This window comes from Coprococcus intestinalis, assembly GCF_023656595.1.
GTDB classification, from domain to species: domain Bacteria; phylum Bacillota; class Clostridia; order Lachnospirales; family Lachnospiraceae; genus Coprococcus_A; species Coprococcus_A intestinihominis.
On the sequence record NZ_JAMOKJ010000005.1, the window covers coordinates 19,935 to 43,726 of the forward strand.

Below are 23,792 nucleotides of genomic sequence, written 5' to 3' on the forward strand. Positions count from 1 at the left end.
ATACGCAGCTATCATGATCGCCATTCGCCGTTCGCGATGAACAAGCATTGCTTGCTCCCGCTCACTAACGCTCATTATATCACAGATTCAGGAAAAAAACGGATTCTTTTTTCTTAAAATAATATGACTTTTCACGGATTTGAAAAAGGGACCGTTGTGCCTGCAACGATCCCTCGACAAAATACTGCTTTATTCTTGTTATTCCGATTTCAATTGTCAAAATATCTTATATTTCGGCATGACAGCCCATCTGTTATTTTCTGGTAATATAACCCTTTGCTGTCAGGAATTCCGCACAAAGAACAGCACCGCCTGCTGCACCGCGGACTGTATTGTGGGATAAACCAACAAACTTGTAATCATACACCTTATCTTCACGAAGACGACCAACAGAAATACCCATACCATGCTCATAGTCAACATCCAGACTTACCTGAGGACGATTGTCTTCTTCAAGATACTGAATAAACTGCTTCGGCGCGCTTGGCAACTCCAGTTTCTGAGGTTCACCCGAGAAATTCACCAGTTTTTCAATCAACTGTTCCTTTGTCGGTTTCTTTGCAAATTTAACAAAGACAGCCGCTGTATGACCATTCAATACAGGAACACGGATACACTGAGATGTAATGATCGGGCTCTCTGCCTTCACAATCTCACCATTCTCAATATGTCCCCAGAGTCTTAAAGGCTCCATCTCAGACTTCTCTTCTTCACCGCCAATGTAAGGGATAATGTTGCCAACCATCTCCGGCCAGTCTTTGAAAGTCTTGCCGGCACCGGAAATAGCCTGATAGGTTGTAACAACAACTTCTGTCGGCTCAAATTCCTTCCATGCTGTCAGAACAGGGGCATAACTCTGAATGGAACAGTTCGGTTTAACGGCAATAAAACCTCTTGTTGTTCCCAGACGTTTCTTCTGATCCTTGATAACTTCAAAATGCTCCGGATTGATCTCCGGAACGACCATCGGTACATCCGGTGTCCATCTATGGGCACTGTTGTTGGAAACAACAGGTGTCTCACATTTCGCATAGGCTTCCTCAATCTTCTTGATCTCATCCTTGGACATATCAACTGCACTGAATACGAAATCTACATCCTTGCACATTTCTTCAACTTCCAGTACGTTTCGCACAACAAGCTTCTTCACAGTCTCCGGCATTGGTGTATCCATCTTCCATCTGTCACCAACGGCATCTTCATAGTTCTTGCCTGCAGAACGCGGACTTGCAGCCACAGCTGTTACTTCAAACCATGGATGATTCTCCAGCAAACTGATAAAACGCTGTCCGACCATACCTGTTGCACCTAAAATTCCAACTCTTAACTTCTCACTCATAACAATTGACTCCTATTCGTATTCATTCTCTCTCAAAAATGTCCGCATTGGAAACACATTTGTCTTTCACTAGTGTATACTACATCAACTTCTCACAAAATGCAAGTATTGTTTTTAGAAAAAATATAAAAATTTTATTTTTATTTTGATGTATTTGTGGTATTATAAATCATATATTCTAATCAGACGATTGTCTACTTGTTTTTTAGAAAGGGTGACTATTTCATGAAGAAGACAATAAAGGCTATTGCAGCCGCTGCAGCAATTGGTGCAGGTATCGGCGCAGTTGTTTACTTTATCAAGAATAAACTGTATCAGGAAGATCTGTCTGACGACTTTGATGATGATTTTGATGATGATTTCGATGATTTTGATGATGACGAAGAAGACGCATCCTCTAAGGATTCCCGTGAATATGTCAATCTGCATCCGACATCCGAGAAGGAAGAAGATGCTGAATCAGAACCAGCCGAAGATGCACCTGAAGACGAGCCAGAGGAAGACGATCATTCCGGAGCTGAAGCCGCAGAAGAAGAATAATCATTTTCCCGGCAGCTTTCAGACTGACGAATATATTAATCACACTGCTGCTTCGGCACCAGTTTAATAAAGGAGATTTCAACAATGAGTACAGAAGAAAAAGAATTAGAAGTAACATCCACAGAAGCACCTAAGAAACCTGCAAGAAAACCTCGTAAGCCGGTTGATCCTGCTGTATGGGAAGAATTAAAGGCTATGCAGGAAAGCGGTGAAGTTCTGACAGTTAAGATCAATGCTGCTGTCAATGCCGGTGTCATCTCTTATGTAAAGGGTGTTCGCGGATTTATTCCTGCTTCTTTATTATCCATCGCTTATGTCGAAGATTTAAACGAATGGGTTGATAAATCTATCGAAGTTAAGGTTATTACTGTCGATCCAGAAGAGAAACGTCTTGTTCTCTCAGGCAAAGCTGTAGAACAGGAAAAGGCAGCTGCTGAAAGAGCTGCTAAGATGGATGCTGTCAATGTTGGTGACATCTACGACGGTAAAGTTGAAAGAATCACTTCTTTCGGCGCTTTTGTAGGCTTTGCTGATGACTTATCCGGTCTTGTTCACATCTCTCAGATGGCTAACAAGCATATCGAATCCCCGAACGAAGTTGTCAAAGTCGGTGACGAAGTTAAGGTTAAGGTTATCGGCAAGAAAGATGGCAAAATCAGCCTCAGCATGAAAGCTGCTCTTGATGCAGATGCAGAAGTCGTTGATAACAGAGAACCTGCTTTCAACTACAAAGAAGAAGGTCAGGCAGCAACAAGCCTTGCTTCCTTACTTGCAGGCATCAAGTTAGACTAATCTTTATTATCGTTGGAATGCAATGCCCGGATCATCAGAATTGTTGATTCGGGCATTTTTATATTATGAAAGAAGGGCTGCTTTTCAAAAAGCAGCCCTTCTTTCATCACATATTCAATTAACCCAGCCACTTCAATGACGGCCAATACATCACAAAGGCCTTCGCTATGATCTTATCCTTCTTCACATAGGTATTGTGCCAGTACCTGGAATCCTTCGAAACAGCCCTATTATCTCCCAACATGAAATAACTGTCCTCCGGCACCTGATAAGGCCCGAAATCACCTGTCGGCTCCTCACTCAGATAAGGCTCATCCAGCAATTCACCATTAATATAGACCTTACCACTGATTATTTCTACTGTTTCTCCCGGCAGGCCGATAATACGCTTCAGATAATCAACACTCTCATCATCCGGGTATTTGAAAATAACGATATCGCCTCTCTCCGGTTCTTTAAAATCGTAATACAATCGAAGTCCCATGATCCTGGATCCGGCAGGGATCGTTGTTTCCATCGATCCGGTAGGTACAACCGCATTCGCTATAATAAAAAAGTCCACAAGCAGAGCAATAATAATCGCTGAAACAATCACCTTGACCCAGCTGAACACTTCGGCTTTTATGGAGGCTTTCTTCTCCTCAGACATAAACTTTCTCGTCTCCTCACTGTATAAGTCTTCATTCATTTAAAGCATTAAACGCAATAAAATATGCATTACATTATAACATATACATTGAGAAATGACAAACATTTATTATATAAAGAACACACCCGTTTTATTGAAAATATTAACAATTCTTACACATTGTTACAAACTGTCTGGCCGCCGAATTCAGCGGATGTTGATAATCATACACCAGGCAGATTTCTCTTATCGGTATTTCTTCCTGCAATTGAATCGTCACAATCTCCTCTTTCTTCAACGATTCTCTTGTCATCGGCTCCGGTACAAAAGCCAGCCCCAGTTCAGACTTAACCATCAGTAGAATCTGATCTGTTGTGGCTACTTCGATATCCGGCGCAAATTCCTGTCCATGTGTCATAAAAAAACGGTTGTAAAACTTATAAGTCATCGTTTCCCGACCAAGTCCCATCAGTGAATATTCCTTCAATTCAGACAAACTGACTGCACGACTGGTCAGATGTTCAAAGGTTCTGCCGCCCACAAGTATGTCCTGAAAAGAGGCCAGTGAAGTCACCTTCAGCGGTCCCGCTGTTTCCACGGGTGTCGATACCACAGCAAAATCAACTTTACCGCTTCTGACCGCCTCAAGAGCCTGCGGTGTCGAATAATTATAGATTTTTAAACGGATTCCCGGGTAACTCTGATGAAAACTTTTTAATTGATCCACCAAAAAAATATTCAGCGCCGTCTCACTTGTGCCGATCACAATATTACCGTACAGCAGGCCATCATTTTCCGAAAGAGCCTCTTCCGCTGCAAAAATCTGAGCCATGGCAGCAGATACATAATTATAAAGTTCCTCTCCCTCCGATGTCAGCTGAACACCTCTGTTTGTCCGAATAAACAACGTCGCATGTACCTGCTGCTCCAGACAGTTCATCGCTCTCGTAATATTCGGCTGACTATTTCCCAGGACTCTGGCCGCCTTTGTAAAATTTCGATACTTGGCCACATAATAAAAAATCCGATAATACTCAAAATTGACATTCATACTTTTACTCCAGACATATCAAAACATAATCGATATCATATCAATTATAGTTTTTACTTATTTCTACATTCATAGTATAATCGAACAGAATATGAAAATCAAGGAAGGACGTGTAATAAATAATGGAAGAAAAAACGATTTTTCCTCGGGAAGAGCATTCAGATATATTATTTCAAAAAATTTTAAATGATCCATGGGCTTGTGAAAAACTTCAGGCAACATTCTGCGATTTTCTATTTTGTAATGATGAATTTGATCATCCCCTTTCACCTGAAGAATTTTCCAAAGCTTTATTTGAATCCTATAAGAATAGAGATTTGTCCGCATTTTTGATGGGCATTTGCCAGAATACTATTTTTGACCTTCTTCGGAATTCTTTTCTGATTCCTTACCGTTTCGATGCAGACGGCAAACAGAATCCGATTATCATGACCGATGAAAAAGGTCTCTTACTTCCGGAGTATGATAATCCTTTTTATAAGAAAGAATACAGTACTTTTCAAAAAATTTATCATGATCTTGAATCAGATAGAAACATTTTTCTGGCTCAAGCCTATCGCTACAGCCATGATTACGGTCCAAACCATATGAATATCGAGCAGAAGATTCTTGAGATCACAACAGGCATTCTTCTGATCCGTGAACTTCCGGACACAGTAAAACTCAAAGAAACCGAGGCAGAGGCCTATGCTGCTGTCTGGGATATCATGATCGCACTGGAAAAAGAGCTGCCGATGGCCTATGTCTTTTATGGACAGGACACACTGGTAGAACATAATAAACGATATGACGAAATCGGCATATTTTTACCGAACTCTCATTTTCTGAAACATCTGGAGAAACATATTGAAAAAGCCGAGGCGATTATCTATGCGCAAAAATAATACTGCATCAGCACCTGCCGCTTCTTATGTTGATATCATGGAAAAAAACCATATGGAAATTCCATGGCATGATTATGCAGATGCTGACAGCCATGTTATCATCAGTCAGGCTGGATTGATTGAGAAATCCTCTGTCATCGGCCGTGTAGGTCTGATCATGCTTTCCTGCGGCACCGGTGCATGGCGCGTCCGTACTTCCATGAACCGTTTGTCCAGAGAACTTGGTGTGACCTGTACTGTTGATGTTGGATTAATGTCCATTTCATTCAACTGCTTTGACGGCAAAGACTGCGTTTCACAGTCTCTCAGCATCGCCAATACCGGTGTCAATACATCTAAGCTGTATCGAATGGAACAATTCGTAGATTCTTTTCCGACAATGGAAGCCAAACTTACCGGTGAAGAAATCCATAAAAGACTGGATGAAATTGAAGAAATCCACGGTCTGTATTCACCTGTAAAACTTGGTTTTGCAGCAGCACTGGCCTGCAGCGCCTTTACATTTTTACTTGGCGGTGGCCCTGTGGAAATGATACTGGCCTTTATTGCAGCCGGTATCGGTAATTTTATCCGTACAAAGCTGATTAAACACCACTATACATTGTTTTTAAATATCGCAGCCTCCATATCGGCTGCCTGCCTGGTTTATGCACTGCTTTTGAAGTTGTCTGAGGTCTGCTTCGGCATCTCCTCATTCCATGAAGCAGGCTATATCTGTTCCATGTTATTTATCATTCCGGGCTTTCCCTTTATTACAAGCGGCATTGACCTTGCCAAACTGGATCTTCGTTCCGGTCTGGAACGTCTGACCTACGCAATCATTATTGTGCTTGTTGCCACAATGTTTGCATGGATCATGGCTTTACTACTGAAATTGAAACCCGTTGATTTTGCTGCCATGAACATTGATCCCCTCTTACATATGTTTCTTCGGATCATTACCAGCTTCTGCGGCGTTTTCGGTTTCTCAATCATGTTCAACAGTGCCATTCCTATCGCAGCCACCGCTGCGCTGATTGGCGCTGCTGCCAACACATTACGACTTGAACTCATTGATTTCACCCAGATGCCATCTGCGGAGGCCGCTTTCATCGGTGCACTGACAGCAGGTTTACTTGCATCCATTATTAAACGAAATCATGGTTATCCAAGAATATCTATCACTGTTCCTTCCATTGTGATCATGGTTCCAGGGCTTTACCTCTATCGTGCCATCTATAATCTTGGCATTATGTCCCTGAACGAATCCGTTTCGTGGTTTGCAGCAGCGATTATGATCATAGCCGCTCTCCCCCTTGGCCTGATCTTCGCAAGAATCCTGACTGACCGCACATTCCGTTATTGTACTTAACCCGGCAAGTACTAAGACAATAACTGATAATTTTTACTGGAGGAATCATTAATGAGTTTCAAGCACCACAAACAAATGTCCGAATCTTTCCTGACTGCTGCCTTTTTGTCAGTGTCAGGAGGATTACAGGACGCTTATACTTATATTTTTCGTGGAAAAGTCTTTGCCAATGCCCAGACAGGCAATATTGTCCTGCTGAGCCAAAGCATTATCGATAAAGACTTTGTCCGGGCGATCCATTACCTTGTGCCTCTTTTGTTTTTTGCCCTGGGCATCGCCATCGCTGAATGTATCCACGTCAAATTTCAGCGTATCCAACATATCCATTGGCGCCAACTGGTTCTCGTACTTGAGATTCTTCTTTTGCTGGTTGTTGGATTTCTGCCGACACGACTGAATCTGCTGGCCAATGCCATGGTTTCATTCTCATGTGCCATGCAGGTTCAGAGTTTTCGTAAAGTCAACGGATACGCCTTTGCCAGTACTATGTGCATCGGCAACATCCGAAGCGGCACAGATGCCTTATGTGCTTTTATCCGTACCCGTGATAAAAACACTCTGCGCAAATCCCTGTGCTACTGGGGAATCATTTTACTCTTTGCCATCGGTGCAGGTATCGGCGGTTACGGCATTACAATTTTCGGCATGCGAACCATATGGATTTCCTGTATGCTTCTTCTGATTGGATTTCTTATGATGTTCATCAAAGAAGAACAGACAGAACATATGGAACCGATGACACTTTAAATAAGCCCTCTTCTTTTCATTTTTTATCTATCCTTTATATCTCATAGGCAATATTACCTATGAAAAAAAAGTGTCCTGAATCTACCTTCAGGGCACTTTTTCACATTCGTATCTTATACAAATCTCAAACCTGTATTCTATTTAACTTTCTTATTTCACTTCTACAAGTTCGATTTTGAAATTCAATTCCTTGCCTGCCATCTCATGATTGGCATCAAAAGTAATCATCTTCTCATCCTTATCCGTAACCTTTACAAGGAAAGGCTGACCGTACTGATTGGTCAGGTAAACCTGCTGACCCACTGTCAGTTCCTCAGATCCCGGAAGCTGTGCGATCTCGACTTCAATAATCGCATTCGGATCCGGCATGCCATAAGCCTCTTCCGGCATCAGATGAATTTCTTTGATCTCACCGACTTCCATATCAGCCACGGCTGCATCAAAGCCTTTGATCATCTGTCCTGCACCGCAGACGAATTCCAATGGCTCACCGCGGTCATAGGATGAATCAAACTGTGTGCCGTCGTTAAAAGTACCTCTGTAATGGGTGCGACATGTCTTGCCGACATTACGTCCTGTCATTGTATTTTCCATGATTAAAAATCCTCCGTTTATCCGTTTTTTATTCGACATGATGTCTTCTTTTAAGAGTACACTACCAATCGTCTTTTCACAAGTAAAACTTTTATAAATTTTCAGCTTTCACTTTTCATCCCCGGAAACATATGATAAAAGTAGAATTCCCCGGAGGATTTTTCCGTATGCATTTAAAAAAGTTTTTCTCAGCGGCTGCACTGCTTGGCTGTCTTACCATGATCTTTACCGGCTGTTCCCAAAAAAGTTCCGGCCTGACACCGGTCACCCTCAGCGAAGTTGCCCATTCCATCTTCTATGCTCCCATGTATGTGGCTATCGAAAATGGCTACTTTGTCGATGAAGGTCTGGATATTACTCTGGTGAACGGTTCCGGTGCAGATAATGTAATGACATCTCTCATATCCGGCGACGCAGATATAGGCTTTATGGGGCCCGAAGCCACTGTCTATGTCTATAACCAAGGGGCACAGAACTATGCTGTCAATTTTGCCCAGCTGACACAGCGCGCCGGCAACTTCCTTGTTGCAAGAGAGGAAGAACCGGATTTCACATGGCAGGATTTAAAAAGCAAAACCGTTCTGGGCGGTCGTGAAGGCGGCATGCCTGAAATGATTTTCGAGTATGTTTTAACCCTCAACAACATTGACCCGAAAAATGACCTGACTATTATCCAGAATGTGGATTTCGGACTGACGGCCGAAGCCTTTGCCAGCGGCACCGCCGACTATACCGTAGAATTTGAACCATTTGCTACCTCTCTGGAAATGAACGGCAACGGGCATGTTATCGCATCTCTCGGCGAAGACTCCGGCTATGTCCCATATACCTGTTTCTCGGCCCTTGAGAGCTATATTCAGGCGCATCCGGATATCATTCAGGCATTTACCAATGCCATCCAAAAAGGCCTGGATTACGTGGGCAGCCACACACCTGCTGAAATTGCTGATGTCATCCAGCCGCAATTTGAAGAGACTGATACCGATAAGCTCATTGCCATTATCGACCGTTACGCTGCACAGGATACGTGGAAGGAAGACTGTATTTTCACAGAGGAAGCTTTCAACTTGCTGCAGAATATCCTTGACCAGGCCGGAGAACTGACTGAGCGGGTGGATTATGGCACTCTTATTACAACAGAATTTGCCGAAAAAGCTGTTCAAGAATGAAATAACACTAAATCTCCGAGATAAATATCTCTTTTAAACAGCAATAACCTCAAAATCCATCCTACTCAAAAACTGAGTTTGGATTTTGAGGTTATTTTACTGCCAAAATTACTGACCCGCTACTTTTATTTTTTGCCACACATAATCATGCATCAGCCCATTCGGACACCAGTCCATAGTCAGTTCTTCCAGTAATGCCATATCTCGGTTTGCATAGGCTTTCTCTATTTCATAACAGTAAAAAGAAATCAGTCTGTCCACAAACGCTTCTTCTGATTTTCCTGCACTGAATGCACGTATCCTTTCTACAAACTCATCACAGCTATTTTGACTGTCCTTCTCCTGGCCTTTGCAATTTTCTGTCATTGCTGCAAGCATCTCTCCTATCTCATCAAACGCCCTGGATACTCTGCTTTGTCGTCTGACATCCGATATTTCAAGTTTTCTCTTCTCTTCCTGCAGAAATTGTCTCCAAATCAGCTTAAATCCTTCATCAATTTCACCTTTTCCCTTAATATATCCATTAAAAGGCGCTGTTATTGAATACCATCTTCCGTTCAGCTTCTCAACATATCTTTTTCTTTCTTTTACCGTTGTATTTTTTACAAGATATTTTTCATATATTTGATTTGTCGGGCTTATAAACTGCGTTTTTATCACAGCAGTCAAACGACGTAATATCAGATTTTTCGACCACCCCATATCAACAATATCCAAATGTCCTGTACTATTTATCCACTGAATAACAAATGATACACTCGCATAATTCATATCCCACTGACTGTTATTTATTTTCTCAAAATTCACTTTAAAGTACCTCGTGTTATATTGCTAATAACTTTTTTGTTTTTGCAGTTGTAAACTGGATAACCGGACCAGAAAACAGAATAGTGGCTATTGCACATATACCAAACTTTCCGCCTAATACAACACCGACAATCACCATCAAAACATCCAGTACCATCCGCACACCTTTCACCTGCCAGTGATTCTTCTCGGCAAGCGAAAAAGTTAGAGCCTCATACGAGCCCCGCCCCATAGACGCTGATGCATAAAATCCGGTACCGACAGCAAACAACATAACTCCTAATATCATAATGACTGCATTTAGCCATAAATGTGAACTATATACATGGGCATCTGCAAATAAATCTACACAAAAACTGTACACCAACTGATACAAGATTGTGCCGATATTCAGCTGTGAACGATCATAAAAAAATACAAAAACTATCATTATCAAAGCCACTATCAGAGAAGCCATACCAATACTTATATGAAATGTTTTTGACATGCCTTGCCATACGATTGCGAGGGTCGCCCCTCCAAATCCCGCATACAAGGCCAACGTGATGCCATATGCTGCAAGCATCGATCCCAGCACAATAATCATTATCTTTTTTATCCATCCTATTCTTCCCATTGCTATAACCTCTTTCTGTATGGATACTAAAACAAACGAAAACAATCTGCTCTTAACCAATCGCACTCATTATCTGCATAAAAAAAAACTATAGACTTAACTGTTATGTTCAGAAACAGTAGAAATCTATAGCCTTCATTATTCGTTTGCCGAGACAAGCTCCGTATTCATTTAAATTTATCATACATACCTTCAGAGCATTTGGCAATACTTTTTTGTATTGACAAATGCTCTGTTTATTATCTTCAAGCACTGCGGTCTATTCGGCAGCTTCATCACCGAAAGGCGTTCTGTCATCCAGTGCATAGGCCTTCAGCTCTCTTGCATCCGCCAGATACTGATCTGCCTGGCTCTTATAATCAGCTTCAGAAGACGCAGACACAAGCACCGTCTCAGTGATCATCTCACCATCGTATTTATACTGCACAAGCTCATACTTATCATTCTGGTTGTTGAATGCCAAGAAGCCATACTTCGTTGACAAGTAGGCTGTATCAATGGCCATTGCACCAATGGTTGTCACTGCTCCCTGATTGCATGAATAAACACTCATGGCCTCTTTGCCGACAATCAGTTCCGGTGAACCGTTGCCTGTCACATCCATCAGATAATAAACAGCCTCCTGATCAGAAGTTCCATCCAGAAGAACTTTGTAATTCTTTTGAACCGTTTCATCCATCGCAGTCGTCTCCGTCTCACTGCTGACGACCTCCGCGACTTCGGATACAATATCTACCGGCTTTTCAGATGCTGCTTCCTGATTGCTGCCCCTGCCACATGCTGCAAGCAGCACCGTCAGGAGCAAAATCATACACACTGTACATGTTTTGTCCAACTTCATTCTCTTCATAATGACCCATTGATTAATACAGAAGAATAACGGCAAAGGCTTCCAGATTCTCTGTATCAGATGCATTTCTGATGCCATGTGTCTGTCCACCCAAACAAACACAGGAATCCCCTTCATGAAGTGTCACCATTGTGCCGTTGTCATTGTATTCTGCATTTCCCTTTGCAATACAAATAATTTCTTCTTCACCTTCATGTGTATGCTCGCCGATAGAACATCCCGGCTTAAGCACCAGCTTCGCGATCATCTTAGCATTTCCGTTAAACTCCTCAGGTTCAAGATAACGGATAATCTCCACAGTTCCGTCTCCGCCTCGCATATGCTCATTGTATAACTTCACCATATCTTCTGCTCGTTTAATCATTGCTGTCTACCTCCTGTACATTTCCCGATCCATACTAAAAAATCGGATATTTTCGTCTCTTAGCATACCATCTGCAGGCAGTGAATGCAAGCCTTTCATCAACATGGTTTTCATTACTACATATTGCAATTTTTGATTGACCTTTTGCTATTTTATAGACTATACTATAAGGAGATAAATTTTCAACGAAAGGACTGAACCCGATCATGGAACAAGGCAACGATATCCCTTCCGTCATCGAAGAAGTTTTCAAATGCTATACCGATGGCAGTTATATCAAGGCGTCCATGCTGCCGGATCTTGATTTATATGTAGACCAGATTACAACATTCCTGACCCGGCATCTTGCCAAAACCATCCGTTTTGAAGATGACAAGATCATGACCAAGACCATGATCAACAACTACACGAAGAATCATCTGCTGCCGCCGCCGGACAAGAAGAAGTATTCCAGAGACCATATTCTTCTGATGATCTTTATTTACTATTTTAAGAATTTTCTGCCCATCAGCGATATCAAGACCATTCTGGGGCCTCTGACGGACAAGTATTTTCATAAGGATGCGGATCTGAATCTGGAGGCCATCTACACAACCCTCTTTTCCAAGGAGGATACTTTCGTTCAGGAAGTACTGGAGAATGTTATGAAGCAGTTCCACATGTCAGCAGACCTGTTTCCCGATGCTCCGAAGGCTGATCAGGCATCCCTCCGGGAATTTACATTTATCTGTATGCTGAGTCTGGACATTTATCTCAAGAAACAGCTCATTGAAGCCATTTTGGACAAAAAATAAAGGAATGCCTGTGCATTCCTTTATTTTATAACAATTTATTCTTCATTCAGGCGATCCAGGACCATATCATAACCATCGTTACCATAATTCAGTGAACGATTGACACGGCTGATCGTTGCAGTAGAAGCACCTGTCTTCTCTGCGATCTCAAGGTATGTCTTCTTCTCGCGAAGCATTCTGGCCACCTCGAATCGCTGTGATAATGACAGCAGCTCATTGATGGTACAGATATCTTCGAAGAATTCATAGCACTCTTCCACGCTCTTCAGACAAAGCATACCTTTGAATAACTGCTCAACTTCCGGCGTTTTAATTTTTTTATTCATGTCGTCACAAATCCCCTTCATTATAAATAATAATATGCCATTCGAACGTATGCCGTCCAGTACTGACTTCCTACTTAGCAAGCATGCACTGTCCGACACACACAAACACATTTTATCATTTTAGAGGATTAAAGTCCATAGTTATTTATAAAAATATTATTAAATTTTAAAGATTTCCGTCTGATTCCATTTCCAATCTTCCGTCCGCGGTACAAGGATTTTTGTCCGCATGCCAACGATTCAGGCGATACTGCGACGGCGTACAGCCCTCCACCTTTTTGAAGACATAACAGAAATATTCCATTTTCTCAAATCCGCAATGTCCTGCAATCTCCTGAACCTTCATCTCTGTTGTTGTCAGGAACAGCCGTGCATAATGCATGCGCACTTCATTGACAAACGTCATAGGGGCCGTACCAAAATGTTGTTTAAATGCTCTGGAAAAATAGCTGACGCTTGTCCCATAAAGCTGTGACAAACTGTTCAGATCCAATGGCTCTGCGTAATGTTCCTGAATATATTCATAAATTGTGTTCAGATCCAGACTCCGGTAATCCGTCCCTCTTGTATCATGTATCGTCAAAAACAAAGACTGCAGCATAACGGATGCTCTGAAATACTCCCCGGCTTCCCAAGTCTGAATCATGCTGTCCAGTTCCGCCGCCAGGACATTTCCGCTGACATTAAAGCGTTCCCCATCCTGAATATGAAGATATTGGAGCATTCCCGGAACACCCTCGCCATCAAACTGTATGATCATGATCCAGCATTCATCCCCTTTCAATGCCTTGCCGATGGCCATCTTGCCTTTTTCAATAAAAATGGCATCGCCCTTCCTGAGAATCATCTGCTGACCGCTTTCTTCAATGTGGATTTTACCACTGCGCACTATGACAATAGTATAACAATCAAAAACAAGCCTTGTCTGCTGCTCATGGTTCTCAGTTTTACGCATAATGTTATCAATATATACACTCAATATCCTATAATTGTCAGTCTTGTCTGTCAATTTCGCATTTTTCATCTCTTTTTGCACCTATACTAGTTCAAAATTTCTATAATATAATATATTTTTAGAGTTTCAATTTGTTTAGAAAAGTTTTATAATAATACCAGATTGTTTGTAAAATAACAAAGAGCACAATTCAAATTAAAGGGAGGACTTTTTTATGCTCAAGAAAATTTCTAATGGTTGTGTACATATCGTACAGAGATACTTGCCTGATCCATTTATCTTCTGTATCATATTAACAATCGTCGTATTCATCGCAGCAATTCCTGCTGCAGGCGCTACACCACTTCAGGTTGTAGGCTTCTGGGGCACGAGCATCTGGAGTCTGTTAGCATTCTCAATGCAGATGGCTCTCGTACTCGTACTTGGTACAGCTATGGCTACTGCACCTCCTGTCAAGAGACTCCTTGACAAGATTGCAGGTGTTGCTAAGACACCTTTCTCAGCTATCGTTCTTGTAACTGTAGTTGGTACTGTTGCATCATGGTTAAACTGGGGCTTCGGTCTGGTTGTTGGTGCTCTTCTTGCAAAATCTATTGCCAAGAAGGTTAAAGGCGTTGACTACCGTCTGTTGATCGCTTCTGCATACTCAGGCTTCGTTGTATGGCATGCTGGTCTGTCAGGTTCTATTCCTCTGACAATCACAGAAGTTACAGAAGCTGTTACAGCTGCTACAGGTGGTGCTCTGACAGAATCCATCGGTATGGACAGAACAGTTCTTTCTCCATGGAACTTAATTGCCTGCCTGATTATCCTGATTCTTATGCCTTTACTGAATGCTAAGATGCATCCGGCAGCAAATGAAGTTGTTGCAGTTGATCCTAAGTTACTTGTTGAAGAAGAAGTCACAGTTAGAAAAGCTTCTACTCCAGCTGAAAAACTTGAAGATTGCAAACCATTATCATGGCTCGTTGTTATCATCGGTGTTGTTTACCTTGTTCAGTATTTCGCAGCAGCAGGCAATCCTCTGAATGCACTGAACCTGAACATCGTTAACCTGATCTTCCTTGTACTCGGTGTTTTACTGAATGGTACACCTCTGAACTACGTTAAGGCTGTTAATGACGCTGTTAAGGGCGCCGGCGGTATCGTTCTTCAGTTCCCATTCTACGCTGGTATCATGGGTATCATGACAGGTACAGTTACAGAAGGCGGTCCTTCACTTGCCGGTGTTATCAGTAACTTCTTCGTTGCTATTTCCAATGACGTCACATTCCCTCTGTTCACATTCCTGAGCGCCGGTATCGTTAACTTCTTCGTACCATCAGGCGGCGGCCAGTGGGCAGTACAGGCTCCTATCGTATTACCTGCAACTGTTAAAATGGGTCTTGACCCTGCAGTTTCCTGTATGGCTATTGCCTGGGGCGATGCTTGGACAAACCTTCTTCAGCCATTCTGGGCTCTGCCAGCTCTTGGTATCGCAGGTCTTGGCGCAAGAGATATCATGGGATTCTGTGTTGTTGACCTTATCTTATCAGGTATCATCGTTTGTGCAACATTCGTTGTTGTCGGTTTGATCTAATCTGAACAGAATTTCATCAACAATTAAAAATTGATTTTTTAACAGTGCAGCTTTTAGCTGCACTGTTTTTTTATTCAGAGCCAGATATCATTGTATACACTTATGTCCGACTCTGAACAACTACTCTGCCTTCATACGCTTATGAATTTCTTCTCTGATCCGCTTCTCCACTTCCAATGCAATCTCCGTTGTCTTCATACCGGCATATTCCTCATAATACATCGGTTTCATATAATGGATCTGCACAGTTACAGGCTCTGTGGTACTTCTGTCAAAGGGTGCATAACTGTCAAGCAGTGCCACCGGAACAATCGGTGCTTTCGCCCTTGTGGCCGCCTTAAAGGCGCCCGCCTTAAAAGGAAGGGTTTCATTGCCATTCCGGCTCCTCGTTCCCTCCGCAAAAATCAAAAAGTTCTCTCCTGCTTTCACCCGGTTGGAAGCTTCCAGAATCACCTTCATGGACTGTTTCATATCACTTCTATCCATAGGAATATAGTGAAGTGCCTCTCTAATCTGCTTTAACAGAATAATATCCTTCACTTCCTGTTTAAACACCAGAGAAAAAGGCCGCTTCATCGTTTCAAGAAAAGCCAGCACATCAAACATTCCCTGATGATTCGGATAGAGAATATAACCGTCTTCTTCCGGCAGATTCTCCTCTCCGCTGCTGACAATGGTCACTCTTCCTGCTTTGTTGGCTTTGATGGCAATTTCTCGGATATAGTTATATTTTTCCTCTATGCTGTACCGCTGTTCCTCTGTATCCTTCGCAAAAGAACAAATACGCCAGAACCAGGCCGGCACATGTCCAAGAAGCTTCAACACCATCAACAATATTCTTTTCATAAATTATACCTGTTCTTTCTTTTGAACTCCAAACAAGTGAAGCACACCTAACGTGTATTTCACTTATTATCTGATAATCAGCATTGATCAAATGACTGAGACAAAGCTGCATCAATGGCACTTTCTGTCTTTTGCAAATCCGCTTCTGACAAAGCATCATTGACAAAAAAAGCTTCATACTGAGACGGTGCAATATACATGCCCTGCGCTTTCATCACTCTAAAATACTGTGTAAACTGTGCCAGATTTGATGTCCGGACATCATCAAAGCTCTTCACCGGTTTATCTGTAAAGAAAATGCTCATCAGTGAGCCGACTCTGTTGACCTGAGCCTTTACATGATATTTTTCCACAGCAGACTTAAAAGCATGCTCAATTCCTGCGGATTTTTCTTCCAGGCGCTCATACACAGCCCTATCTTCCATCAATAATTTCAACATCGCTGTTCCCGCTGCCACTGCCACCGGATTGCCAGAAAGGGTGCCGGCCTGATAAACCGTCCCTATCGGTGATACACAATCCATAATCTCTCTGAGGCCGCCGTAAACAGCCATCGGCATACCGCCGCCGACAATCTTACCGAAGGTAGTCATATCCGGTGTGACACCGTAATAGGACTGGGCACCGCCAAGAGCCAGACGAAAACCGGTAATAACTTCATCAAAAATCAGTACGGCGCCGTATTGCTTTGTGATATCACGTAGCCCCTGAAGAAAGCCATTTTCCGGCGGTACAACACCCATATTGGCTGCCACTGGCTCCACGATCAATGCTGCGATCTTGTCCCCGTACTGTTCAAATAGTTTTCTGACACTGTCCAGATCATTATATCTGGCGATCAGCGTTGTATCTGTGAAAGCCTTAGGCACACCGGCGCTGTCCGGTACATTCTCTGTCAGAAGCCCTGAACCGGCTTTCACTAGCAAGCCATCCGAATGGCCATGATAACAGCCTTCAAATTTCACAATATAATCCCTGCCTGTATAACCTCTTGCAGCACGGATGGCACTCATCACCGCCTCTGTACCCGAATTGACCATACGCATCATTTCCATGGAAGGGACTGCGGTTCGGATCAGCTCTGCCAGCTCTACTTCCCCATTAGTCGGTGCCCCAAAACTGGTGCCTTTGATGGCTGCAGCTGTCACCGCCTTCACCACCTCATCCTTGGCATGACCAAGAATCATCGGTCCCCATGAGCCGACATAATCCACATACTGATGACCTTCCACATCATAGATATAAGCCCCTTTTGCCCTGAATATAAAGGGCGGCGTCATCCCAACTGCTCTATAGGCTCTCACAGGACTGTTGACACCTCCCGGCATCAGTTCACAGGCTTTTTCAAATATTTTCTGACTCCTCATTATCTCTGTCCCTCTTCTTCCCGCAGCCACTCTGCAATCTGCGGTGCATAATACGTAATAATCATCTTTGCCCCGGCACGTTTCATAGCGATCATGCTCTCCATCACCACGCGCTTTTCATCAATCCAGCCATTCATGGCTGCTGCTTTCATCATGGCATATTCACCGCTGACACTGTAGGTACATAACGGCAGATCAAAAGCTTCACTGACGGTTCGGACAATATCCAGGTAAGCCAGTGCCGGTTTCACCATAATAATATCAGCACCTTCCTCCATGTCCAGTTCAGTCTCCAGAAGGGCCTCCCTGCGGTTTCTGAAATCCATCTGGTAACTTTTTCTGTCACCAAAGGCCGGTGCAGAATCTGCCGCCTCTCTGAATGGGCCGTAAAAAGCAGACGCATACTTGACACTGTAGGCCATGATCAATGTATGTGCATAACCGGCCGCATCCAGTGTATGACGCATATGACCGATTCTGCCATCCATCATATCCGAAGGTGCCACAATATCTGCACCTGCTGCGGCACAGCTGACAGCCGCCTTTGACAAAAGTTCCAGGGTCTCGTCATTCAATACTTCCCCGTCTTTAATGACGCCGCAGTGACCATGGTCGGTGTATTCGCAAAGGCAGATATCCGCAATACAGATCATCTCCGGATAAAGTTTCTTTGTCATTCTCAAGGCACGCTGTACAATCCCATCCGGGTCGTAAGCACCGCTTCCGCAGGCATCCTTATGATCCGGCACCCCGAAAAAGATAACGGCACGCACACCTTTCTCCCACACTTCTTTCAAATGAATAGCCAGTCTGTCCAGGGAATAATGGTAAATTCCCGGCATAGATTCAATCGGTGACTGTACATTCTCGCCCTCTGTCACAAAAACAGGATAGATCAGATCATCACATCTGACATCTACATCATGCACCAGATTACGAATCTGTGCGGTTCTTCTTAAACGTCTTGGTCTTCTGGTTAAATTCATCTTTTAATCACCTCATTTTATTTCACTATCCGATACCTATCAGGCACCGAACACGCAACTGCATTCCCGCGGCTTGCTAAAGTCTGCTTATTGCTTACTGAGCCAGTATAGCACAAAGTGCTTCTGTCAATCCTTCCAAATCGTATTGTTCTGCTACTTTATCTATATGAAGCCCCGCTTTTTTGGCAGCTTGCGCTGTCACCGGTCCGATACAGATTGTCTTTGCCACCAAGTCATGTCTCTCTGTCATTTGTACAAAGGCACTGACCGCTGATGCACTACAGAAAGTTACCGCATCCACATCTTCCAACATTTCCCTTAAAAGTTCCCGCTTTTTCCACATGATCTCTGTGCGGTACGTCGGAATGTCCACCACACGGTACTGTTTTTCCCGCAGCCTCTTTGTCAGAACATCTGAAGCCTCTTCGGCCCTAAACAGACAGATGGCTTCATCCGGTTCAGCATGCGCACACAGGGCTTTTGCCAGTGATTCACTACATGACTGTTCCGGCACCAGATCCGCATAACAGCCCCAATTCTCCAGTTCTTTGCGGGTTCCGGCACCCATGACCGCAATCCTGCTGTCTCCAAGACTTCTGATATCCACCTGCTCCTTTTTCATCTGCTCAAAAAAGAATCGTACACCGTTTCTGCTGGTAAATACAAGCCAGCGTTTTCCCGGAGAGGTCAGAACCGCCTTTATACTGCTCATCTCCTGCCCCTTGACACCGATCAGGCTCATCACCACCGGTTCTCCGCCAAGCCGTCTGATGTACTCTGCCAGCGGTCGTGCAATGATTTCTGTGGCTGTTACAAGGATTTTCCTGCCTGAAAGAGGCCCTGGCTGCTGCCAGTCAACCGCTCCCTTCAGATTGACCACATCCCCCACAACCAGGATCGCCGGAGGCTGAATGTCCGCTTTTTCTGATATCGCAGCAATTCTGCCGAGTTCCCCCGTTACACAGCGCTGTCTGGCTGTTGTTCCCGATGCAATCACCGCCGCCGGGGTATGGGCATCTTTGCCATTGGCTATCAACCGCTCACTAATCTGGTGCAGTTTTGAAAGCCCCATAAGAAAAACAAGAGTGCCTTCCTCTCTGGCCAAAATCTCATAATCCAGCGAACTATTTTCTTTTGTCGGATCCTCATGACCGGTGATCACATGAAAAGACGATGCTTTTCCCCGGTGGGTGATGGGGATGCCCGCATAAGCCGGTGCACTGTAGGCCGATGACACCCCAGGTATCACTTCATAGTCAATGCCTGCTGCCGTCAGTGCCAGTGCTTCTTCACCGCCCCGGCCAAATATAAACGGATCTCCGCCCTTCAATCTGGCAACAACATGACCTGCCATCGCTTTTTCGATCAGCAGCTGTTCAATTTCTGACTGTTTCATCCTGTGGTTTCCTGCGAACTTGCCTGCATCGATCCACTCAGCTGCATCCTTCGTCTCATTTAAAAGAGATGCCGACGCCAGATGGTCATAGACAACCACATCGGCTTCTTTCAGTGCTTCTATACCTTTCATAGTGATCAGCCCTGTATCCCCCGGTCCGGCTCCGATCAGATAAACCTTGCCGCTCTGAAGCCTTGCCGCTATCTGTTCTCCCAGTGAAACTGCCAGTTTGCGGTCTTCTTCTATATTACCGCATCGTGTACCTGTCACCGTCTTTTCTTTCATATGGAGGCCATCCCCTGCATATCTAGCCCGCACAGATACCTTCTGTCCATCCATCCTGACATCCACCGCCGCTGCCTCATTGCAGCCGCCGCCAATGGCTCTCAGAAAGCTGCGCTCTGTCAGAAACATCTGCCAGGTATCCTCATCATGAATGGCCTGCATGCAGTCCTCACAGTCCTTCTGTCTTGTTTCAAGTGCAATGATTCCCTGACCTGCTGCCGGAAGAAATTGCTCCTTAGACAGGATTTCATAAAAAAATGTCTGTTCTTCCGCCTCAAAACAACCTGTCTCATTACAGGCATCCGACAGGTATCCCAGCCGTTTTAAACCGGCTGCAGCCAGAATAATCCCATCAAACAGCTCCTCTGACAGCTTTTTCAGCCTGGTGGGCACATTGCCCCGGATGTCTCTGATCTCTACGCCGTTACACATTTGACGTATCTGAAGTGCCCGTCTGAGACTGCCGGTTCCCACAATCACTTTTCCCCGACATGCCTCAATTTCAGAAAATTCCTTTCGGAGACTCACCCATACATCCCGGCTGTCACCTCTTTTAAGCACAGCTCCCACTGTCAGTCCTTCCGGCAATTCGACAGGAAGATCCTTGGCACTATGAACGGCCAGATCGATCCGGCCATCCATCATAGCCCCTTCAAGCTCCTTTGTAAAAGCTCCTTTGCTGCCGAAAGCTGACAGGGATTTATCCAGATGCAGATCACCCTTTGTCTCAAATCCGGCAATCTCTATCTCTATGGATGGAAAAACCTTCTTAATGGCCTCCGCCGCCATTTCCGTCTGCACCATAGCCAGACGGCTCTTCCTCGTTCCGATTTTCATATTGACCCTTGCCCTCCTCTCTGATTTTCTCTTCTTTTGCAATCCACTGTCTCAGATATTTTTTTCTGTCTGACTGACCGAGCCCGGACATTTTCAACTCTCTGCGCTTCTGGCGAAGCTCTATTTCCAGTTCACCGTACCATTCCGGTATCAATGCTTCGATTTTCTCCCGCAAATATCTGGTCAGTGCAGGCACACCGCCGGATGTACTGATACCAATGACCACATTGCCCCGTCTGACCACCGATGGAAACACACAATCCGAGACCTCCCCCGGATTGGCACAATCCACCAGTATATGCCGCATCTGGCAATAATCCGCTGCCATCACATTCACCGTCTCATCATTCGATGCACAGATCACAAGAAAAGCTTCATCCAACTCAGACAGGTGCTTTTCCGTCAGATTTTCTTTCTGCCATTCAAGCCTGCCCGCCTCAGCCAGCATCTTTAATTCATCCCGTACTTCTCCCGAAATAATCCTGATATCTGCACCGTAATCCGTTAAAATCCGTATCTTCCGAAGCGCCACCGAACCGCCGCCGATAACCATGACTTTTCGGCCATCCATTTTGATAAACAACGGAAAATCAGCCATTTCCCCGTTCCTCCTCAGACCGTCTCAAAACCTCGAAAAACATTTCCAGCTGTTCCGGCTCCGCCGCTTCTCTGGCCCGGTAAAAGAATTTGTTAAGTCCCTTTTCCGGATCTGACAACATATCTTCCAGCAAGTGTTCCCTAAATGCAGCCATCAAAGGCCGATTCTGTTGAAACAAAGCCCAACGCCTGAAATCATCAATATCCTCCTCCAACATCTCCCGGGCCCTGTCAGCCGCTTCAAAACGCAGATGCTGATTCTTCTCAGACAGACTTGTCAGCTCATCCAGATGACAAAGGCTGTTCTCCTCGTCTTCAATGCCCGCCTCAATATCCATAGGAACTGCCATGTCAATGAGAATTCTTCTGCGCTTTTGAATAACGCCAGACTGCCATCCCTCTTTCGTCAATGTGTAATGCGGACTGGCTGTGGCACTGATAATCACATCCATCTCGTTGGCCAGTCGATAACGGTCTGCATAGGCAATCTGCACATATTCTTCTGTCTGCTGATGTCTCGTTCCATGGCCATCCGACAGAGTATCCGTTCCCAGAACCGCTTTTTCTCCCGATTTCAGCTGTCTGGAAGCAGCATATAGCTGTACATGATGATCCGCAGCAATATTTTTCATCATAATCTGTCCGATTTTACCAGTGGCACCAATAACCAGTATCTTTCTATTCTCCAGGCTTCCAAAATACATTTCCGCCGCTTTCACCGCCAATGTAGCCGTTGAAACAGAAATGCCTGAAAGCTTCGTCTCTGTCTTGACTTTCTTGGCCGCTGTCACTGCCATCCGAAAAAGGCTGTTACACCATGTTCCGCTGAAACCATCCTCCATAGCTGTCCTGTGGGCTTCTTTCACCTGACCGAGGATCTGATCCTCACCCAAAACCATTGAATCCAGCCCCGCCGCCACATAAAACAAATGGCGCACCGCCTGTGTTCCCTGATAAAACCGCAAATGCTCCGACACCTCGCCTGCATCACCGATTCCGGCCATATCAAGCATGATCCGCTGCATTGCAGCCATCACGCTGCGCACAGAAATATTTTCTTCGCTGACGGTATACAACTCTGTCCGGTTGCAGGTTGAGAGCAGTACACATTCCCGAATTTCCTTCTGCGTACAGATACGCGTCATCAGTTCTTTTTTATTTTCATCTGTAAACGCAAACAGAGCCCGTATCTGTACAGGCGCTGTTTTGTGGCTAATGCCTATTAATTGTATATTCATTAATTTATCTCTCTGTAACAAAGCTGCCCGGCATGCCGCAAATAAAAATAATTCGCTGCCTGTTATACCAGTATCTGCACTTCGTACAGAGAATGCCTCCAGTTATAAAAATCTTTGTGCTTTAAAACAGCCAGGATGATCCTTGGACGCATGTCCTTTTCCGTAAAATACCGTGAAAGGGCGCGAATCCACTTATCCTCCCTGAAAATGGCCGTAGTCATACAGATATAATTGCCCTTCGGCAGGATAGACTGGTTCTTCTCAGCAGAAACACAATCTCCGCCTGAGATAAAGCTGCCTTCAATGGCCAGCTTTTTTCCCTCCATAAATGCAGTTTCTTCCAATAAGTAACCGCGCATTTTCTGAAAATCTGCCATTTCCTCAGTCATCAGCACACCTGTCTGCCGATAGAAATCCTCTACATCACATGGCTTCGCCGTTTCTGTCATCCAAACTCTTCGAGAATCCATCTGCTTCTGATGGATCCTGTAGCTCTCGTGCCCCGCCTCCGGTGCCGGGTTCTGGCTCGTCAACCACTCCATCATAGACATTCGTTCTTTCAGACGCTTCATTTGCTTTTGCGTCTGTTCCATTCGCTCCGACATCAGCAACCGTCGTTCTTCCTCCGAAGCAGCCTCCATCACAACCGTGATCTCCGCCAGGGAAAATCCCGCCTTCTTGAGATATCCGACGGTTTTGAGTCTCTGGATATCATCAAAATCATAATAGCGGTACCCCGTCTGTCTATCGATCCTGACAGGACAGACAACCTTCATATCGGCATAATAGCGCAGTGCCGATACTGAAAGCCCAGTCATCTCATGAACGTCACCAATTGAATAAAGCCGGGTCAT

24 protein-coding genes and 1 pseudogene are annotated in these 23,792 nt (G+C 44.3%); 8 read left to right on the forward strand and 17 right to left on the reverse strand.

Annotated elements, in window-relative coordinates:
* Positions 1 to 253 precede the first annotated feature (253 nt).
* The gene (gene asd, locus NBH03_RS05435; protein ID WP_250797937.1) at positions 254 to 1,339 is read right to left on the reverse strand and encodes an aspartate-semialdehyde dehydrogenase; all 1,086 of its coding nucleotides are present in this window, start codon (positions 1,337 to 1,339) and stop codon (positions 254 to 256) included.
* Between the two features lie 225 nt (positions 1,340 to 1,564).
* Between asd and NBH03_RS05440 the strand changes: the two genes are divergently transcribed.
* Together NBH03_RS05440 and NBH03_RS05445 are read left to right on the forward strand one after the other, a co-directional pair.
* The gene (locus NBH03_RS05440; RefSeq protein WP_215690137.1) at positions 1,565 to 1,879 is read left to right on the forward strand and encodes a hypothetical protein; all 315 of its coding nucleotides are present in this window, start codon (positions 1,565 to 1,567) and stop codon (positions 1,877 to 1,879) included.
* 84 nt (positions 1,880 to 1,963) lie between these two features.
* On the forward strand, positions 1,964 to 2,671 hold the full coding sequence (locus tag NBH03_RS05445) for a S1 RNA-binding domain-containing protein (RefSeq protein ID WP_015515357.1): 708 nt from the start codon (positions 1,964 to 1,966) through the stop codon (positions 2,669 to 2,671).
* A gap of 118 nt (positions 2,672 to 2,789) precedes the next feature.
* Here NBH03_RS05445 and lepB read toward each other — a convergent pair whose 3' ends face one another.
* Both lepB and NBH03_RS05455 read right to left on the reverse strand, forming a co-directional pair.
* Positions 2,790 to 3,320, reverse strand: a complete 531-nt coding sequence (lepB, locus tag NBH03_RS05450; RefSeq protein ID WP_015515356.1) for a signal peptidase I — start codon at positions 3,318 to 3,320, stop codon at positions 2,790 to 2,792.
* Between the two features lie 142 nt (positions 3,321 to 3,462).
* Positions 3,463 to 4,350 (reverse strand): LysR family transcriptional regulator, encoded by an 888-nt coding sequence (locus NBH03_RS05455; RefSeq protein ID WP_227081742.1) that lies wholly within the window; start codon positions 4,348 to 4,350, stop codon positions 3,463 to 3,465.
* A 122-nt stretch (positions 4,351 to 4,472) separates the two neighbouring features.
* Here NBH03_RS05455 and NBH03_RS05460 point away from each other — a divergent pair, with 122 nt between their 5' ends.
* The 3 genes from NBH03_RS05460 to NBH03_RS05470 are packed head-to-tail and all read left to right on the forward strand — an operon-like array spanning position 4,473 to position 7,332.
* Positions 4,473 to 5,234, forward strand: coding sequence for a DUF4866 domain-containing protein (locus NBH03_RS05460; RefSeq protein ID WP_250797939.1), 762 nt, complete (start codon positions 4,473 to 4,475; stop codon positions 5,232 to 5,234).
* Entirely contained in the window at positions 5,221 to 6,585 is a 1,365-nt protein-coding gene (locus NBH03_RS05465) for a threonine/serine exporter family protein (protein WP_215690146.1), read from the forward strand. The genes NBH03_RS05460 and NBH03_RS05465 overlap by 14 nt, the downstream gene beginning before the upstream one ends.
* Positions 6,586 to 6,636: 51 nt before the next feature.
* Entirely contained in the window at positions 6,637 to 7,332 is a 696-nt protein-coding gene (locus NBH03_RS05470; protein WP_250797944.1) for a YoaK family protein, read from the forward strand.
* Positions 7,333 to 7,482: 150 nt separating this feature from the next.
* Here NBH03_RS05470 and NBH03_RS05475 read toward each other — a convergent pair.
* A pseudogene (locus NBH03_RS05475) lies at positions 7,483 to 7,914 on the reverse strand (FKBP-type peptidyl-prolyl cis-trans isomerase); the annotation flags it as partial.
* Between the two features lie 179 nt (positions 7,915 to 8,093).
* On the opposite strand from NBH03_RS05475, the gene NBH03_RS05480 reads away from it, so the two are divergent.
* Positions 8,094 to 9,095, forward strand: coding sequence for an ABC transporter substrate-binding protein (locus tag NBH03_RS05480; protein ID WP_250797948.1), 1,002 nt, complete (start codon positions 8,094 to 8,096; stop codon positions 9,093 to 9,095).
* Between the two features lie 108 nt (positions 9,096 to 9,203).
* On the opposite strand, the gene NBH03_RS05485 is transcribed toward NBH03_RS05480, so the two are convergent.
* The 4 genes from NBH03_RS05485 to NBH03_RS05500 form a co-directional block, all read right to left on the reverse strand.
* Positions 9,204 to 9,902 (reverse strand): hypothetical protein, encoded by a 699-nt coding sequence (locus NBH03_RS05485; protein ID WP_250797951.1) that lies wholly within the window; start codon positions 9,900 to 9,902, stop codon positions 9,204 to 9,206.
* A gap of 16 nt (positions 9,903 to 9,918) precedes the next feature.
* Positions 9,919 to 10,518, reverse strand: coding sequence for a YczE/YyaS/YitT family protein (locus tag NBH03_RS05490; protein WP_250797953.1), 600 nt, complete (start codon positions 10,516 to 10,518; stop codon positions 9,919 to 9,921).
* 259 nt (positions 10,519 to 10,777) lie between these two features.
* Positions 10,778 to 11,446, reverse strand: a complete 669-nt coding sequence (locus tag NBH03_RS05495) for a hypothetical protein (protein ID WP_147322295.1) — start codon at positions 11,444 to 11,446, stop codon at positions 10,778 to 10,780.
* Positions 11,382 to 11,732 carry a cupin domain-containing protein gene (locus NBH03_RS05500; protein WP_015515346.1) on the reverse strand — a complete coding sequence of 117 codons (351 nt, stop codon included), beginning with the start codon at positions 11,730 to 11,732 and terminating at the stop codon, positions 11,382 to 11,384. Before NBH03_RS05500 ends, NBH03_RS05495 begins: the two co-directional genes overlap by 65 nt.
* A 206-nt stretch (positions 11,733 to 11,938) precedes the next feature.
* On the opposite strand from NBH03_RS05500, the gene NBH03_RS05505 reads away from it, so the two are divergent.
* On the forward strand, positions 11,939 to 12,526 hold the full coding sequence (locus NBH03_RS05505; protein WP_250797955.1) for a DUF1836 domain-containing protein: 588 nt from the start codon (positions 11,939 to 11,941) through the stop codon (positions 12,524 to 12,526).
* A gap of 35 nt (positions 12,527 to 12,561) precedes the next feature.
* Here the strand turns inward: NBH03_RS05505 and NBH03_RS05510 are convergent, their stop codons facing one another.
* Together NBH03_RS05510 and NBH03_RS05515 are read right to left on the reverse strand one after the other, a co-directional pair.
* A complete protein-coding gene (locus NBH03_RS05510) occupies positions 12,562 to 12,852 on the reverse strand; it encodes a YerC/YecD family TrpR-related protein (protein ID WP_015515344.1) in 291 nt (96 codons plus the stop codon).
* Positions 12,853 to 13,018: 166 nt separating this feature from the next.
* Positions 13,019 to 13,876 carry a helix-turn-helix transcriptional regulator gene (locus NBH03_RS05515; RefSeq protein ID WP_250797961.1) on the reverse strand — a complete coding sequence of 286 codons (858 nt, stop codon included), beginning with the start codon at positions 13,874 to 13,876 and terminating at the stop codon, positions 13,019 to 13,021.
* Positions 13,877 to 14,021: 145 nt separating this feature from the next.
* Between NBH03_RS05515 and NBH03_RS05520 the strand changes: the two genes are divergently transcribed.
* Positions 14,022 to 15,386 (forward strand): short-chain fatty acid transporter, encoded by a 1,365-nt coding sequence (locus NBH03_RS05520; protein WP_250797965.1) that lies wholly within the window; start codon positions 14,022 to 14,024, stop codon positions 15,384 to 15,386.
* Positions 15,387 to 15,506: 120 nt separating this feature from the next.
* On the opposite strand, the gene NBH03_RS05525 is transcribed toward NBH03_RS05520, so the two are convergent.
* The 7 genes from NBH03_RS05525 to NBH03_RS05555 form a co-directional block, all read right to left on the reverse strand.
* Complete coding sequence (locus NBH03_RS05525; RefSeq protein WP_227081734.1) at positions 15,507 to 16,232, reverse strand: lysophospholipid acyltransferase family protein; 726 nt, start codon at positions 16,230 to 16,232, stop codon at positions 15,507 to 15,509.
* Positions 16,233 to 16,309: 77 nt separating this feature from the next.
* On the reverse strand, positions 16,310 to 17,599 hold the full coding sequence (gene hemL, locus NBH03_RS05530; RefSeq protein ID WP_250797970.1) for a glutamate-1-semialdehyde 2,1-aminomutase: 1,290 nt from the start codon (positions 17,597 to 17,599) through the stop codon (positions 16,310 to 16,312).
* Positions 17,599 to 18,585: a porphobilinogen synthase gene (hemB, locus tag NBH03_RS05535; protein WP_250797972.1), complete on the reverse strand. Its 987-nt coding sequence runs from the start codon at positions 18,583 to 18,585 to the stop codon at positions 17,599 to 17,601. The genes hemL and hemB overlap by 1 nt, the downstream gene beginning before the upstream one ends.
* 94 nt (positions 18,586 to 18,679) lie before the next feature.
* Positions 18,680 to 21,103 carry a uroporphyrinogen-III C-methyltransferase gene (cobA, locus tag NBH03_RS05540; RefSeq protein WP_250797976.1) on the reverse strand — a complete coding sequence of 808 codons (2,424 nt, stop codon included), beginning with the start codon at positions 21,101 to 21,103 and terminating at the stop codon, positions 18,680 to 18,682.
* Positions 21,036 to 21,701: a precorrin-2 dehydrogenase/sirohydrochlorin ferrochelatase family protein gene (locus tag NBH03_RS05545; RefSeq protein WP_250797981.1), complete on the reverse strand. Its 666-nt coding sequence runs from the start codon at positions 21,699 to 21,701 to the stop codon at positions 21,036 to 21,038. The genes cobA and NBH03_RS05545 overlap by 68 nt, the downstream gene beginning before the upstream one ends.
* Complete coding sequence (gene hemA / locus NBH03_RS05550; RefSeq protein WP_250797983.1) at positions 21,694 to 22,938, reverse strand: glutamyl-tRNA reductase; 1,245 nt, start codon at positions 22,936 to 22,938, stop codon at positions 21,694 to 21,696. The genes NBH03_RS05545 and hemA overlap by 8 nt, the downstream gene beginning before the upstream one ends.
* 62 nt (positions 22,939 to 23,000) lie before the next feature.
* On the reverse strand, positions 23,001 to 23,792 hold the full coding sequence (locus NBH03_RS05555; RefSeq protein ID WP_250797984.1) for a MerR family transcriptional regulator: 792 nt from the start codon (positions 23,790 to 23,792) through the stop codon (positions 23,001 to 23,003).

What these genes read in the sequence shown, in the direction of transcription:
- NBH03_RS05520 (WP_250797965.1), top strand. Translation starts at nt 14,022, where the DNA reads ATGCTCAAGAAAATTTCTAATGGTTGTGTACATATCGTACAGAGATAC.
- NBH03_RS05455 (WP_227081742.1), bottom strand. Translation starts at nt 4,350, where the DNA reads ATGAATGTCAATTTTGAGTATTATCGGATTTTTTATTATGTGGCCAAG.
- NBH03_RS05465 (WP_215690146.1), top strand. Translation starts at nt 5,221, where the DNA reads ATGCGCAAAAATAATACTGCATCAGCACCTGCCGCTTCTTATGTTGAT.
- NBH03_RS05440 (WP_215690137.1), top strand. Translation starts at nt 1,565, where the DNA reads ATGAAGAAGACAATAAAGGCTATTGCAGCCGCTGCAGCAATTGGTGCA.
- NBH03_RS05555 (WP_250797984.1), bottom strand. Translation starts at nt 23,792, where the DNA reads ATGACCCGGCTTTATTCAATTGGTGACGTTCATGAGATGACTGGGCTT.
- NBH03_RS05545 (WP_250797981.1), bottom strand. Translation starts at nt 21,701, where the DNA reads ATGGCTGATTTTCCGTTGTTTATCAAAATGGATGGCCGAAAAGTCATG.
- cobA (WP_250797976.1), bottom strand. Translation starts at nt 21,103, where the DNA reads ATGAAAATCGGAACGAGGAAGAGCCGTCTGGCTATGGTGCAGACGGAA.
- NBH03_RS05505 (WP_250797955.1), top strand. Translation starts at nt 11,939, where the DNA reads ATGGAACAAGGCAACGATATCCCTTCCGTCATCGAAGAAGTTTTCAAA.
- NBH03_RS05525 (WP_227081734.1), bottom strand. Translation starts at nt 16,232, where the DNA reads ATGAAAAGAATATTGTTGATGGTGTTGAAGCTTCTTGGACATGTGCCG.
- NBH03_RS05500 (WP_015515346.1), bottom strand. Translation starts at nt 11,732, where the DNA reads ATGATTAAACGAGCAGAAGATATGGTGAAGTTATACAATGAGCATATG.
- hemL (WP_250797970.1), bottom strand. Translation starts at nt 17,599, where the DNA reads ATGAGGAGTCAGAAAATATTTGAAAAAGCCTGTGAACTGATGCCGGGA.
- asd (WP_250797937.1), bottom strand. Translation starts at nt 1,339, where the DNA reads ATGAGTGAGAAGTTAAGAGTTGGAATTTTAGGTGCAACAGGTATGGTC.
- NBH03_RS05445 (WP_015515357.1), top strand. Translation starts at nt 1,964, where the DNA reads ATGAGTACAGAAGAAAAAGAATTAGAAGTAACATCCACAGAAGCACCT.
- hemB (WP_250797972.1), bottom strand. Translation starts at nt 18,585, where the DNA reads ATGAATTTAACCAGAAGACCAAGACGTTTAAGAAGAACCGCACAGATT.
- NBH03_RS05490 (WP_250797953.1), bottom strand. Translation starts at nt 10,518, where the DNA reads ATGGGAAGAATAGGATGGATAAAAAAGATAATGATTATTGTGCTGGGA.
- hemA (WP_250797983.1), bottom strand. Translation starts at nt 22,938, where the DNA reads ATGAATATACAATTAATAGGCATTAGCCACAAAACAGCGCCTGTACAG.
- lepB (WP_015515356.1), bottom strand. Translation starts at nt 3,320, where the DNA reads ATGTCTGAGGAGAAGAAAGCCTCCATAAAAGCCGAAGTGTTCAGCTGG.
- NBH03_RS05460 (WP_250797939.1), top strand. Translation starts at nt 4,473, where the DNA reads ATGGAAGAAAAAACGATTTTTCCTCGGGAAGAGCATTCAGATATATTA.
- NBH03_RS05515 (WP_250797961.1), bottom strand. Translation starts at nt 13,876, where the DNA reads ATGAAAAATGCGAAATTGACAGACAAGACTGACAATTATAGGATATTG.
- NBH03_RS05470 (WP_250797944.1), top strand. Translation starts at nt 6,637, where the DNA reads ATGAGTTTCAAGCACCACAAACAAATGTCCGAATCTTTCCTGACTGCT.
- NBH03_RS05495 (WP_147322295.1), bottom strand. Translation starts at nt 11,446, where the DNA reads ATGGCATCAGAAATGCATCTGATACAGAGAATCTGGAAGCCTTTGCCG.
- NBH03_RS05510 (WP_015515344.1), bottom strand. Translation starts at nt 12,852, where the DNA reads ATGAATAAAAAAATTAAAACGCCGGAAGTTGAGCAGTTATTCAAAGGT.
- NBH03_RS05480 (WP_250797948.1), top strand. Translation starts at nt 8,094, where the DNA reads ATGCATTTAAAAAAGTTTTTCTCAGCGGCTGCACTGCTTGGCTGTCTT.